At 43.8% G+C, this 12884-nt stretch carries 12 protein-coding genes; 10 read left to right on the top strand and 2 right to left on the bottom strand.

Annotated features, from left to right (window positions below; all coding sequences use genetic code 11):
- Window positions 1–192: 192 nt before the first annotated feature.
- The 9 genes from ACTXGJ_RS03540 to ACTXGJ_RS03500 all read left to right on the top strand — a co-directional run bounded on the left by ACTXGJ_RS03540 (window position 193) and on the right by ACTXGJ_RS03500 (window position 9214).
- On the top strand, window positions 193–1713 hold the full coding sequence (locus ACTXGJ_RS03540; RefSeq protein WP_443565241.1) for a catalase: 1521 nt from the start codon (window positions 193–195) through the stop codon (window positions 1711–1713).
- 233 nt (window positions 1714–1946) lie between these two features.
- On the top strand, window positions 1947–3911 hold the full coding sequence (gene htpG / locus ACTXGJ_RS03535; RefSeq protein ID WP_443565150.1) for a molecular chaperone HtpG: 1965 nt from the start codon (window positions 1947–1949) through the stop codon (window positions 3909–3911).
- A 276-nt stretch (window positions 3912–4187) separates the two neighbouring features.
- Window positions 4188–5597, top strand: coding sequence for a C13 family peptidase (locus ACTXGJ_RS03530; RefSeq protein WP_443565149.1), 1410 nt, complete (start codon window positions 4188–4190; stop codon window positions 5595–5597).
- A gap of 213 nt (window positions 5598–5810) precedes the next feature.
- Window positions 5811–6701 (top strand): S-formylglutathione hydrolase, encoded by an 891-nt coding sequence (gene fghA, locus ACTXGJ_RS03525; RefSeq protein ID WP_443565148.1) that lies wholly within the window; start codon window positions 5811–5813, stop codon window positions 6699–6701.
- A gap of 216 nt (window positions 6702–6917) precedes the next feature.
- Window positions 6918–7169, top strand: coding sequence for a TIGR03643 family protein (locus ACTXGJ_RS03520; RefSeq protein WP_443565240.1), 252 nt, complete (start codon window positions 6918–6920; stop codon window positions 7167–7169).
- Between the two features lie 53 nt (window positions 7170–7222).
- The gene (rpe, locus tag ACTXGJ_RS03515) at window positions 7223–7909 is read left to right on the top strand and encodes a ribulose-phosphate 3-epimerase (RefSeq protein ID WP_443565147.1); all 687 of its coding nucleotides are present in this window, start codon (window positions 7223–7225) and stop codon (window positions 7907–7909) included.
- 105 nt (window positions 7910–8014) lie between these two features.
- A complete protein-coding gene (locus tag ACTXGJ_RS03510; protein ID WP_443565146.1) occupies window positions 8015–8380 on the top strand; it encodes a hypothetical protein in 366 nt (121 codons plus the stop codon).
- Window positions 8381–8460: 80 nt separating this feature from the next.
- Window positions 8461–8772: a hypothetical protein gene (locus ACTXGJ_RS03505; protein ID WP_443565145.1), complete on the top strand. Its 312-nt coding sequence runs from the start codon at window positions 8461–8463 to the stop codon at window positions 8770–8772.
- 130 nt (window positions 8773–8902) lie between these two features.
- Window positions 8903–9214 (top strand): hypothetical protein, encoded by a 312-nt coding sequence (locus tag ACTXGJ_RS03500; protein WP_443565144.1) that lies wholly within the window; start codon window positions 8903–8905, stop codon window positions 9212–9214.
- 171 nt (window positions 9215–9385) lie between these two features.
- Here the strand turns inward: ACTXGJ_RS03500 and rpmG are convergent, their stop codons facing one another.
- Window positions 9386–9541 carry a 50S ribosomal protein L33 gene (gene rpmG, locus ACTXGJ_RS03495; RefSeq protein ID WP_010201403.1) on the bottom strand — a complete coding sequence of 52 codons (156 nt, stop codon included), beginning with the start codon at window positions 9539–9541 and terminating at the stop codon, window positions 9386–9388.
- A gap of 46 nt (window positions 9542–9587) precedes the next feature.
- Window positions 9588–9824 (bottom strand): 50S ribosomal protein L28, encoded by a 237-nt coding sequence (gene rpmB / locus ACTXGJ_RS03490; RefSeq protein WP_443565143.1) that lies wholly within the window; start codon window positions 9822–9824, stop codon window positions 9588–9590.
- A gap of 552 nt (window positions 9825–10376) precedes the next feature.
- Between rpmB and ACTXGJ_RS03485 the strand changes: the two genes are divergently transcribed.
- Complete coding sequence (locus tag ACTXGJ_RS03485) at window positions 10377–12704, top strand: Ig-like domain-containing protein (RefSeq protein ID WP_443565142.1); 2328 nt, start codon at window positions 10377–10379, stop codon at window positions 12702–12704.
- The last annotated feature ends 180 nt before the right edge of the window (window positions 12705–12884 follow it).

Here is a 12884-nt window from a genome sequence, read left to right as displayed (position 1 = left end):
ACAATCTAGCGTGATGATTATTAAAATAAAACGAAAGGATACAATTAATTCATTATACAAATAACAGTGGTTAAGGTGTAATAAGCACTAGCAATGAGATTTTAAGCAAGCGTTAGAGAGCCAAAGAGTGCTTATACTTTGACTAATATACTTTGACTGACTATTTAAAGGAATAATCCCATGAGTGATAAAATGAATGATAAAAAATGCCCCTATGATTCAACGCCGCTCACTATGAGTAATGGTGCGCCTGTTGTTGATAATGAAAACAGTAAAACCGCTGGCAAGCGCGGGCCATTATTAGCTGAAGACCTATGGCTGAATGAAAAGCTAGCTGATCTGAATCGCGAAATTATTCCCGAGCGCCGTATGCACGCCAAAGGCTCTGGTGCCTTTGGTACGTTTACCGTGACTAATGACATCACGAAATATACTCGCGCCGGTATCTTTGACGAAGTCGGTAAGCAGACGCCGATGTTTGCGCGCTTTAGTACGGTAGCTGGCGAGCGCGGCGCCGCTGATGCTGAGCGTGATATTCGCGGTTTTGCCTTGAAGTTTTATACTGAGCAAGGTATTTGGGATATGGTCGGTAATAATACGCCGGTATTTTTCGTGCGTGATCCGCGTAAGTTCCCAGATCTGAACAAAGCGGTGAAGCGTGATCCGCGTACTAATATGCGCTCAGCGACCAATAACTGGGACTTTTGGACCTTATTGCCAGAATCTTTGCATCAAGTAACCATTACTATGAGCGATCGCGGTATTCCAGCCTCTTATCGGAACATGCACGGCTTTGGCTCGCATACTTATAGCTTTATCAATAGCGATAATGAGCGCTTTTGGGTCAAATTCCACTTTGTCACTCAGCAAGGTATCAAAAACCTAACCGATGCTGAAGCCGCTGATATTATCGCTAGCAATCGTGAAAGCCATCAAGAAGACTTGCTAAATGCTATCGATAATGGCGACTTCCCGAAGTGGAAAATGTACGTACAAATCATGCCAGAAGAGGAGGCTGATAAAGTACCGTACCATCCCTTTGACCTAAGCAAAGTCTGGCCCAAAGGCGACTATCCGCTAATCGAAGTGGGCGAGTTTGAGCTCAATAAAAACTCAGACAACTATCATCTTGATGTCGAGCAAGCGGCTTTTGCCCCGAACAATCTCGTACCTGGTATCAGTGCCTCTCCAGATCGTATGCTGCAAGCGCGTCTGTATAGCTATGCTGATGCCCAGCGCTACCGCGTTGGGGTCAACCATAAGCATATTCCGGTGAATAAACCTACTTGTCCGGTGACTAGTAACCAGCGCGATGGTCTTATGCGTGTCGATGATAACTACGGCGGCCGTCCGCACTATACCCCAAACAGCTTTGAGCAGTGGCAAGAGCAGCCGCAATATGCTGAGCCGCCTCTAAAAGTAGATGGTTACGCCGAGCATTATGACTTCCGCGAGGACGATAGCGACTACTTTAGTCAGCCGCGCGCGCTATTTAAGCTGATGAATGACGAGCAACAGCAAGTACTGTTTGACAATACCGCAAGAGCGATGGGCGATGCACTAGACTTTATTAAGTATCGTCATATTCGCAACTGTAACTGGTGTGATCCGGCTTACGGCGCAGGCGTTGCCAAAGCGCTTGGATTAACAGTCGAAGATGCGCTAGCCGCTCGTGATAGCGATCCTGCTCGTGATTTGCCAAGCTGTTTGTAGTTGATAATTAGCTTTTAAATCAAAATATTTTAAGAATTAACCACACCGCCTAAGGAAACTTGGGCGGTGTTTTTTTGTCTAACTTTTTTATAACAAGGCTTTTAAACTTGAAATATCTGGTCGCGACCCTATTAGTATAAACAGCCTAGCACTATTTGTGACTCTTAGTTTGAGACTCTCATTTAGTGCTACTGTTTGACGCTAATCTCAATTTTCCAATAAAGGAGTTTTTTATGAGTGAAGACAACAACAACCCAGAATTAAAAAAACATAGTTTTGAGGCGGAAGTCGCCCAGCTACTACATTTAGTGACGCATTCGCTGTACTCAAACGCTGACATCTTTGTGCGTGAGCTGGTCTCAAACGCCTCTGATGCTTGCGATAAGCTGCGTTTTGAAGCCACTAACGACGACAGCCTGTATGAAGACGATGGCGAGCTAAAAATTCGCATCGCTGTAGACGCGGACGCCAAAACCATCACCTTTACCGATAACGGCATCGGCATGAATGAAACCGATGCGATAGAGAACTTAGGGACTATTGCCAAATCGGGCACCAAAGCGTTCTTGGACAAACTCTCTGAGTCACAAAAGCAAGACGGCCAATTAATCGGTCAATTTGGCGTTGGTTTCTACTCCGGTTTTATCGTTGCCGATACTATTAGCGTTGAAACACGCAAAGCCGGTGAGCCAGCGGACAAGGGTGTACGCTGGATCTCTGATGGCAGCGGTAGCTTTACGGTTGAGACCATCACTAAAGAGGCTCGCGGGACGAGCATCACCTTGCATCTAAAAGAAGAATATACCGAGGGCGAAGATAATTATCTGGACCGTGCTAAGATTAAGCGTCTGGTTAATAAGTACTCAGACCATATCAGCTTACCGATTCAGATGCGTAAAGAAGTCTGGCAAGAAGATGTTAAAGAGGAAGGTGATGATAGTGATGCGCCAGCAGGCGGCGAGATGGTCTTGACCGACGAGTGGGAGACCATCAATAAAGCCAGTGCGCTCTGGACGCGATCTGCCTCTGAAATTGAAGATGATGAGTATGTCGATTTTTATAAAAACATCAGTTATGACATGGATGAACCGCTCACTTGGACGCATAACCGCGTAGAAGGTCGCGTGCAATATACCCAGCTGTTATATGTACCCAAAAAAGCACCAATGGATCTATACACCCGCGATCAGCAACATGGCTTGAAGCTATATGTGAAGCGCGTGTTTATCATGGATGACGCTGAGCAGTTATTGCCAACCTACTTGCGTTTCGTTAAAGGGGTGATTGATTCAGCTGATTTGCCACTCAACGTCAGCCGTGAGCTCTTGCAAGAGTCGCGCGATGTCAAATCTATCCGTGACGGTAACGCGCGCCGTGTCTTGACTATGCTCGCAAGCCTAGCCAATAGCGAAGACAGCGATAAGCAAGACAAGTTCGCTCAGTTCTACAGCGAGTTTGGCGATGTCATCAAAGAAGGTCTAGGCGAGGACATGGGTAATCAAGAGCGTATTGCCAAATTGCTTCGTTATGCTACCAGCACCGATGACAAAGTTGCGACTAGCTTTGAGGACTATAAAGGCCGCATGATCGAGGGTCAAAAAGCCATCTATTATCTCACTGCAGATAACTTAGCCGCTGCCAAAAATAGCCCGCAGCTTGAGCTATTCAAAAAGAAAGGCATCGAAGTCATCCTTATGACTAGCCGTGTTGATGAGTGGGCGATGAACTTCTTGACCTCATTCGATGAGACGCCGCTGCAAAACATCGCGAAAGGCGCGGTTGACTTAGGCGACTTGCAGGATGAAGAAGAGAAGGCAGAAGCTGAGAAAGCACAGGAAACTATGAAACCGGTGGTTGAAAAGCTAAAAACGGCTTTAAACTCACGTGCTAAAGATGTGCGCGTCTCGAATCGCTTAGTCGATAGCCCTGCGATACTAGTGACTTCAGAAGGCGATCTATCGCCGCAAATGATACAGATGCTGCAGCAGATGGGTCAAGAAGTACCAGACACTCAGCCTATCTTGGAAGTCAATCCTGAGCATCCGCTGATCAAAAGACTTGATAGCAGCGAGCAGTTTGATGACAGTTTTGACAAGCTGGCGCAAGTGATCTTTGATCAAGCGTTACTAGCTGATGGCGGTCAGCTAGAAGATCCAGCCGCTTATCTTAAACGGGTCAACGAGCTATTGATGCGCTAGTTTGAGAGTAGTTGAATTGTCAGTGTTAACTAAAAAGGAGATCTCGTTTGAGGTCTTCTTTTTTTGTAAATGGTTATTTTGATTAGTTTTTATGGATGGTTCTTTACGGTTAGCTAGGGTTGGTAACAACGGAAAACAGAGCGGTTTTTACAAATCAGCCTTATGGTCTGAACCGACAATCCGTTACAATTGCGTTATGTTAGGAAGCTAATAAGTCATCAATTATAAATGGTATATCCTATCTTATTTTATCCGACTCGATAGAGGTTTAAGTCTTTGTCACTCTCGTCCCTAAAAACCGTCTCCCTTCAGCGCTTCTCTCTTAATTTTGCGGCCAATATTATAGCCGCTTTTTGGATGCTGATCGGCTCTACGCGTGCCTTTTCTTGGGTGAAGCCTACCTTTATACAGTTTGCCGTATTTGCTTTTTTGGCGCTTGGGAGTAATGTACTCTTTTCTTGGTTAGCGGCGGAGAGTGGTAGCGTTTTTAATGAACAAGGCTTAGTCAGTTACTTGATTTGGCCGGTGATTATTCTGCTAGCGGGTATCATTCTAGCGCGGCGCTCCGGAAATCAAAGCTTATTATTCGTGCCAGCGGTATTGTGGTTAGTAGCAGATAGCATCTCAGCGCTACTACAAAGCTTAGTGCAGTTCTTTGGCAGCCGCGGCTGGTTACCGGATTGGAGCTATTCGCTTTTACCGATATTATTTTTAATATTGTTTTTATGGCAAACCTTAGCTCTGCTATGGATCTTCTCTCAGCGCTTGCGTACGCCTTGGTGGGAGCGCCTTATCGTCTTGGTAGGGGCTGTGGCCCTGCTTACTATTTGGCAAAAAAACGTCGCCGATCAGCCTATTTTTAAACCCATACCTGTAGAGCCGATCTTAGAAGAAGCGGCTATTTATAAACAGCCTGAACTACTACAAAACGCTTTAGCTAGTATCGATGCTAGTATCCCGGGGAAGACGGAATGGTACTTTATGGGCGTCGCAGGCTTTGCCGGGCAAGAGGTGTTCCGCTCTGAGATTAATAATGCTCGTGAGCTATTCGATGTCCGTTTCGGCACTAGTGGGCGCTCTTTATCCTTGATTAATAATCGCTACAGCTGGACGGAAGAGCCCATAGCGACGAAGACCAGTATTTTGCGAAGCCTAAAAAAGATCGGCCAACAGATGAATAGCGATGAAGATGTATTGCTGCTCACCTTATCATCACACGGTAACGAAGATATCCTTCAATTGGCAAACGCGCCTGTGGCGATGGATAATTTGCAGTCGGCGTGGCTACGCGCGGCTCTGGACGAGTCCGGTATTCGCTGGCGGGTCATCGTCGTATCGGCTTGCTATTCAGGCTCTTTTATCGACGAGCTGATGTCTCCGACCACAGTGGTTATCACCGCATCAGCAGCGGATAAAATGTCATTCGGCTGTACCAATAGCGCTGAGATGACTTATTTTGGTCAAGCCTTCTTTGCTGAGAGCTTGCGTGAGAACACTAGCTTTGCCGCCGCCTTTAAAGATGCGAGCTTACGCATACAAGAGCGCGAAAGATTCATGGGGTTTGAGCCATCAGAGCCGCAGATGATAGTAGGTAGCCTGATGGATACGGCTCTACCTGCTTTTGAGCAAGTATTATTTGATCAAAAGCGAGCGCTGCAGCCTTCTGCTATGGTCGATACGAAATAAAAGTGTCACGCTCTAATAAGCAAGGCTACGATATCACCACCCCTTAACAAAGAGCTAAAGAAAGCCAATAGATAGTCTGCAGATAGTTTGTATAATAGGGGTCAAGTCTTTCCTTACTCATTATTTGAGTAGTAAGTTTGCTTTTAACGGAACTTAAATAACACGCCCTAACTATATAACGATAAAAACGGTAAATATAAAAGGATATCAGTGATGAGTCATTATTCTAATCAAAAGTTATCTGTCAGCTCAAAATTGACGCAAGTCAGCGCTAATCGGTGCTTCGATGGCGAGCAGCACTATTACCGCCATGAGTCATCAGCGACTAACACGCCCATGACTTTTAGTATTTATTTGCCAGATGAGGCACTAGCCGGCCACCGTTGTCCGGCGATACTGTATCTATCCGGTTTGACTTGTAATGCTGATAATGTCACGCACAAAGCGCACTTTCAACAAAAATGCAGCGAGCTTGGCGTTATCTTTATCGCCCCAGATACCTCGCCGCGCAGTACAGATGATATCGATGTGCCAAATGATGAGCGTTACTTTGTCGGGCAGGGCGCTAGCTACTATGTCGATGCGACACAGGCGCCGTGGTCAGAGCATTTTAATATGCAAAGTTATATCGTCGATGAGTTTTATGATCTAGTGCGTAATGAGTTTCCAGTGAATAGTATCGGTATCACCGGCCACTCTATGGGCGGTCACGGCGCGTTGCTATTAGGGTTTAAATATCCTAGTAAATTCGTTAGTGTCTCAGCTTTATCACCAGTGTGCGCAGCTAGTGACTCCGCTTGGGGGCAAGCCGCTTTTAGCGAGTACTTCGGTGACGATAAGTCGTTATGGCAACAAGCCGATGCCGCTAAGGTTATTGAAGAAGCGGGGCAGCAATATGCCAGCTTGCTAGTAGACCAAGGTGCTGCCGATAACTTCTTGAGCGAGGGGCAGCTGCAGCCCGAAAGGCTACAACAAGCTTGCAAAGACGCGCAGCAGCCTTTGACGCTACGTTATCAAGCCGGCCATGATCATAGTTATTATTTTATTCAAACAGTCATTGAAGATCATATTTGGCATCATTATCGCCAAGCGCAGCTGAGCTAAGTGAGAAAGCAGCGCTTTAGATAAATAATATATAAGGCAAACCTTATGATCGAGACGTCAGCGGACACAGAAACCCAGTCGTCATTAGAGACTATGAAAGCCGATATGACAGCAGCATTAGCGCAAAAGCAGCTGGAGCACGAGCAGCCGACCAGCAGCGCTCACAGTGCTGAGCAAGCGCTAACAGCCACGCAACCAACCGATACCGACGGCAATATAGGGCTAGATGAAGTACAGACTTCAAGGGTCATCGAGATGGCATGGGAAGATAGAACGCCATTTGCCGCGATAGAGCACAGCTATGGCCTTGATGAGGCAGCGGTGATTAAACTGATGCGTCAAAAGCTAAAGCCATCTTCCTTTCGATTATGGCGCGAGCGGGTAACGGGCCGCAATACTAAGCATGAAGCCAAACGCGACTTCGATGTTGGCCGTGCTTATTGCAAGACCCAATATAAACCGCGTTAATACTTCTTAAATTATTTCTTATTTTTAATACCCCTTAACTAGGTAGCTCTCCTATGATTTGTCCGGATAAGCAGTATCTAATCGCGCCTTCTATTCTGTCCGCTGACTTTGCTCGATTGGGCGAAGAAGTCGAAACCGTCTTGGCAGCAGGGGCCGACGTCATTCACTTCGATGTCATGGATAATCACTACGTGCCGAACTTAACTTTTGGTAGCATGATCTGTCAGGCACTGCGTGATTATGGTATTGAGGCGCCTATCGATGTGCATTTAATGGTAGCGCCTGTTGATGGCATGATTGAGCAGTTTTTAGCAGCCAATCCTAATGTCATCACCTTTCATCCTGAAGCTAGCGATCATATCGATCGTTCACTGCAACTGATCAAAGACGGCGGCGCTAAGTGCGGCTTAGTATTCAATCCAGCGACGCCGCTGCATTACTTAGATTATGTCATGGACAAGGTCGATCAAATTCTGCTTATGAGCGTGAACCCTGGTTTTGGTGGGCAATCCTTTATTGAAGGCACGTTAGATAAAGTACGAGAAGTACGCCAACGTATCGACGCTAGCGGCCGTGATATCAGGCTAGAAGTGGATGGCGGTATCAAAGCCAATAATATTCGCGCTATTGCTGAAGCGGGCGCTGATATGTTTGTCGCCGGTTCTGCAATCTTCAACCAAGACGATTATAAAGTCGCTATCGATGCTATGCGGGCCGAGCTTGCTATGGCAAATCAGTAGTCTCTATCAGCTTTGACGCTTGCTTTTATACCGATAAGCCTCCATTAAGATAGGACTAGCTATAACTATAACGAGTTGTAATCGTACTGCTAACTGAGGTGACTTATGGAATCGCAAACGAATTCCCACAATCCGAGCATAAATTCTGAGTCAACTTCTAAGGAAGCGACTTTGAGCGCGCGCAGCTTAGTGCCGAAAGGCATCACCATAGGTTTAGCTATTTTCGCCTTAATATTAAGCTTAGCAGGTTATGGTTTTCGCCTGATAGTAGGTCACGACGTAAGCGAGGTTATGCTGCATGCTGCGGTATTAGTTCCCGCGTTTGTTATAGGCATTCCTTTACTGTTTTGGTTAGGCTCGAAGCTTTTTAATAAAATCAATGGCGCTAATATCGAAGGCTGGAACGCGATAAGTTTGGGCTATCTGACGTCTTGTATTTCACTGCTATGGATAATGGGCACTTATAGCTAGTCTTTTCTTACGCATTACTCTTTTTTCATTTTCGATCATCCATTACTGGCTTAGACCATAAAAACCACTGAGTTTTTTGTATGCAAATCATCCCCACTCGCATTGCCGATACTATTTATCCCAAAGACTTACCGAATGGTCTTTTTACGAGCCTTATTATCGCTTGTTTATTGTTAGGACTTGCTGGCTTGAGTAAAGGCACGGGCTTAGAAGGTTGGCTCAATGTGATAGAGAACTGGCTGTTGATGCTGCTAATACTGCCAACAGCTACTGCTGCGGTAGCCTTGCCTTTTAAATACCGTGATCCGACTTTAGAGCTCAAGCTTATGTATTATCTGGGAATGTTTGTGGCGTTTTTATTTACCATCGCCAAACTGCGCTACTGGCGTTGAACATTCGCCCTTGAAATTGACAACTAAAGCGTCCATTGTATGAAGTAACAAAGGTTTTGCCCAAATGCTGTAGAAAGTTAAATCATTAGTTTTCGAGGCAGCAAACTACGGGATAATAAGGAAAAATGTAATGCCATACGACATTGATAATGAGATAGAAGTGGAGACTGATAGTACCGATTCGTTTTCAGGGTTTGCCAAAGAGACGACGCTTGAGCTGATAGAGGCCGATGACGGTACGCTATTACTACGCGATACGGATAAAGATGATGAAGCGCTGATGACGATTGACTTCTCTGATAAGCTAAAAGACTTACTGGGTAGCGACACGCAATCTATTGGTCAACACATGATTCATGCCGCTATTCAGGTCATTATGCAAAAACAGATGAGCCAGTGGCATGCCCATGTTTACGACAAAGAGCCTACCCACTATAGCTGATGGAACCTTTATAGCTGAGCTGATGGCATATTCAGCTTGAGGTAACACTTAGCTTAAGTGAATAAATAAATAAGTGAACTAGAAAAAATAAAACGTAGCGCATAAAAAAGGGTTTATCAAATGATAAACCCTTTTTTACGTTCAAATATCAACGTTTATAATAAACGAAGATTATTTGATTTTAGCTTCTTTAAAGATCACATGCTGGCGAACTTTAGGATCAAACTTTTTGATCTCCATTTTGCCAGGCATAGTGCGCTTGTTCTTAGTCGTCGTATAATAATATCCAGTACCAGCAGTTGATACCAATTTGATTTTATCTCTCATGATAATGTTCCTTTAAAAGTGGCAGAGCACTAAGTTTAAATTGGGCTTAAACTTTTTGACCTTGTGCGCGCAGATCAGCTAGCACTTTATCAATACCTAGTTTATCAATGGTACGCATACCTTTGGTAGACACACGTAGACGGACAAAACGGTTTTCAGATTCTACCCAAAAACGGTGACGTTGCAGGTTTGGTAGGAAGCGACGACGGGTTTTGTTGTTCGCGTGCGAAACATTATTACCCACCATAGGGCGCTTTCCAGTCACTTGGCAAACTCTAGACATGGCGAACTCCTAATCTATGAGGTATGAGGTATTCCCATACCAGTCTGGGCAAGTTGCGCGAATATGCGGCATGGACACAGCAAGCGGCATCTTTGCACCAAACAAAACTATATGAAGGTTGAGCTGGCATTACTGTTATCTAAAGGCAAATAACAGAGTGACCAATTCAGAAAATTTTAAAGGCGACATTTATACCATAAAATAGCTAAATACTCAAATTATTTTACAATAATAGTCGATCTCAATGAGCGCTATTATACCTTGAATTTGCATCTAAGGGGAGGGATTAAGTGACTTAAAAATTTAATTATCGATTGTAAGTTTCGATAAAATTCAGTAAAGTTACTGTGATAAAATCAATACAAACTATTAATATGTAGTATATTATTGCATTCTTAGTTTATTTTGCCTATAGACCATAGGTTATCTCATTCTTTCTGTTTGCTTTTGCAGATACATTGTCGCTTGTGCGGAGTTTTAAATATGTTCTATAGCTCACTACCCCTTAGCTCTAAATTATTTAAGTTTACAGCGCTGAGTCTCGCGTTATCTTTGGCAGGCTGCGGTGGCGGCGATGGTGGTGGTGATACGATTGCGCCTGAGCCTGATACTGGGGTGACGCAGCCTGGTACGGGTGGCGGTAATAACGGTGGTAATCCGACTGTACCTATAGAAGCTCTAAATATCATTAGCAGTCAGTTAGTCAATGCAGATGGCGAGTCAGTAAACTCTATTGATTTGCAAGGCGCATACTACGAAGTGATAGTGACTAACAACAATAATCAGCCCCTTGCGAATGTTAAAGTTAGTTTTTCAATCGACGCTGATGGTATTGCCTTATCGCAAACCACCTCAGGCTCCACTTTGACGGATACTGATGGTAGAGCTCGCATATTTTTAAAGCCTAATGCTCCTGATGTTTCAGGTGCTTATACTATTACCGCAAATGCTAGCAATGATAATAATACGGCAATAGATAACTTTACTTTCTCAGTGCAAACTACCGCAGTTAGAATAAGCCAGTTAAGTTTTGACAAAACAAGCTTAGAGTCTGGTGGAGAAACCAAGGTTACGTTTAATGTTAGTGATACAGCTGGAAATGCATTAAGTGGAGTTATGGTTGATCTAGCAGCGGACTGTGGACAGCTACCAGAACAGGTGACCTCAGATTCTAACGGTGCTGTTGAGTTTACTTATAGGGGTATCAATGAAGATAATACCCTATGTAGTGATATGGTTCGTATATCCGCAACCACCGGTAATTCAACACAGTCTAGCAATATTATGATTGAGGCGTCCCAAGCGAATTCGATTGTCTATACCTCTAATGAGCTAACTCTTGGCATCCAAAATAGTGGTTCTTCAAGAACAGGGGCTGTAGAGTTTACAGTTTACGCAAATAATGTTCCTGTTCCTAATGCTGAGGTCATACTATCACTGGAGAAAGCTCCGTTAGGATTATCGTTTGGTACATTGGATAACAGAGCTGATTTTCGTGCTAGAACGGATAACGAGGGTAAAGTTTCTGTTGAAATATATCCAGGAAGCACGCCTGGTCCTGTAGAGATTGAAGCGACATTAGCGAGTGATTCTCGTATCAATGGCCTATCAAAGAATATCTCTATCGCAAGCTCTAGAGTGACTCAAACAGGTCTTAGCTTGTCATGGGAAAAGAACGTTTTAGATTGGTCGATGGATGGCGATACTAGTGGTATCACAGCGCGTATGGTTGACCGTAATGGTAATGCCGTACCTGATGGCACAGTCATTAACTTTACGGCTGAAGGAGGTAAAGTAACTTCAAGCTGTCCAACTATTAATGGAGTATGTTCGGTTACTTTCTCTACTCAAAATCCGCGTCCCGGTGATGGTCGAGTTAGCATATTGGCGGTAGCTGAAGGTGAAAAAGATTATATTGATTTAAATCAAAATAATGCCTTCGATCAATGTGAAGTTGTGAGAGAAGAGAACGGTGTAAAAATATATGAGACACCAAGTGCTACTACTTGTGATGTGTTAGTTCATAATATCGGTGACACTTTCCGTGACGATAACGAAAATGGTGATTATGAGGTAGGTGAATTTACTTATCCGTTGACAACGAGTGCAAACGGATCATGTGAAAACAACCTTGATCGATATATCAAACTCAAATTCCCATCTTTATCTGAATTGAAAAAGTTGCAATATAAAGCAAACTATATTGGTGAGTTTGTCTCTCCAAATAAGGATGATACCTGCAATAATGGATTAGATGCTGTGGTACGTTATCAAGGTATTACTTTACTCGCTAATAAAGATGCTAAGTTTACAATAGTCGCGCCTCAGCTCAACACACAAACACAGAATATCTATTCAAACAACAGTCTTATTCGTTTTAGAATTAACAGTGACGGCTTCTATGATTTAAATCCTATGCCTTCTGGTACTACAATAAGCGCAACTGCGACTGACAATACGGATTCAAGCTCAGTTGAAGTTAGGGTAGATAACGCTGGTCGTCCAAATGTTTATAAAATTACATTTACCGGAGGAACACCCGGTGGTACATTACAGTTCACTGTCGATGATGAGCAATATTCAGCTACAGATACAAACGGTGATGGAGTGTATGTATTCGAAGAATTGGAAAGAAGTACACCATTAGCTGTTGCTGATATTCAAGTAGATAGCGAAGAAGGGTCATGTTCAGCAGAGTTATCTTCTGGTTTAAGAGAGGTTCCCGCTAATGTGTTTACTGGTACGCCTGGCGATAATTTGGGAACTATTTCTACTTTCAAACTAAAAGACTGCTCAGCAGGCGATGAATTTACAATAATAGCAACTACGCCAAACGGTAATGTCACTAGATTAACCTATCCTATTGTAAGCCCTCTTTAGCAAATATTATAAAATGCAAAACCCTCAACTCTATGTTGGGGGTTTTTACATTCATAATATTAATAATCAAATACTAGCAACTCAATCAGCAAAGTTTTGCAAAAGCGATTAAACTAGTCGATTTCTGATGCTTTTATTAAACTTTTGTTTTAAGCGTTAAGGCTTAATGGCAGATAGCTT

It is taken from the genome of Psychrobacter sp. 1Y11, assembly GCF_052259045.1.
In the GTDB taxonomy this organism is placed as follows: domain Bacteria; phylum Pseudomonadota; class Gammaproteobacteria; order Pseudomonadales; family Moraxellaceae; genus Psychrobacter.
This window is presented reverse-complemented; position numbering and strand designations above follow the sequence as displayed.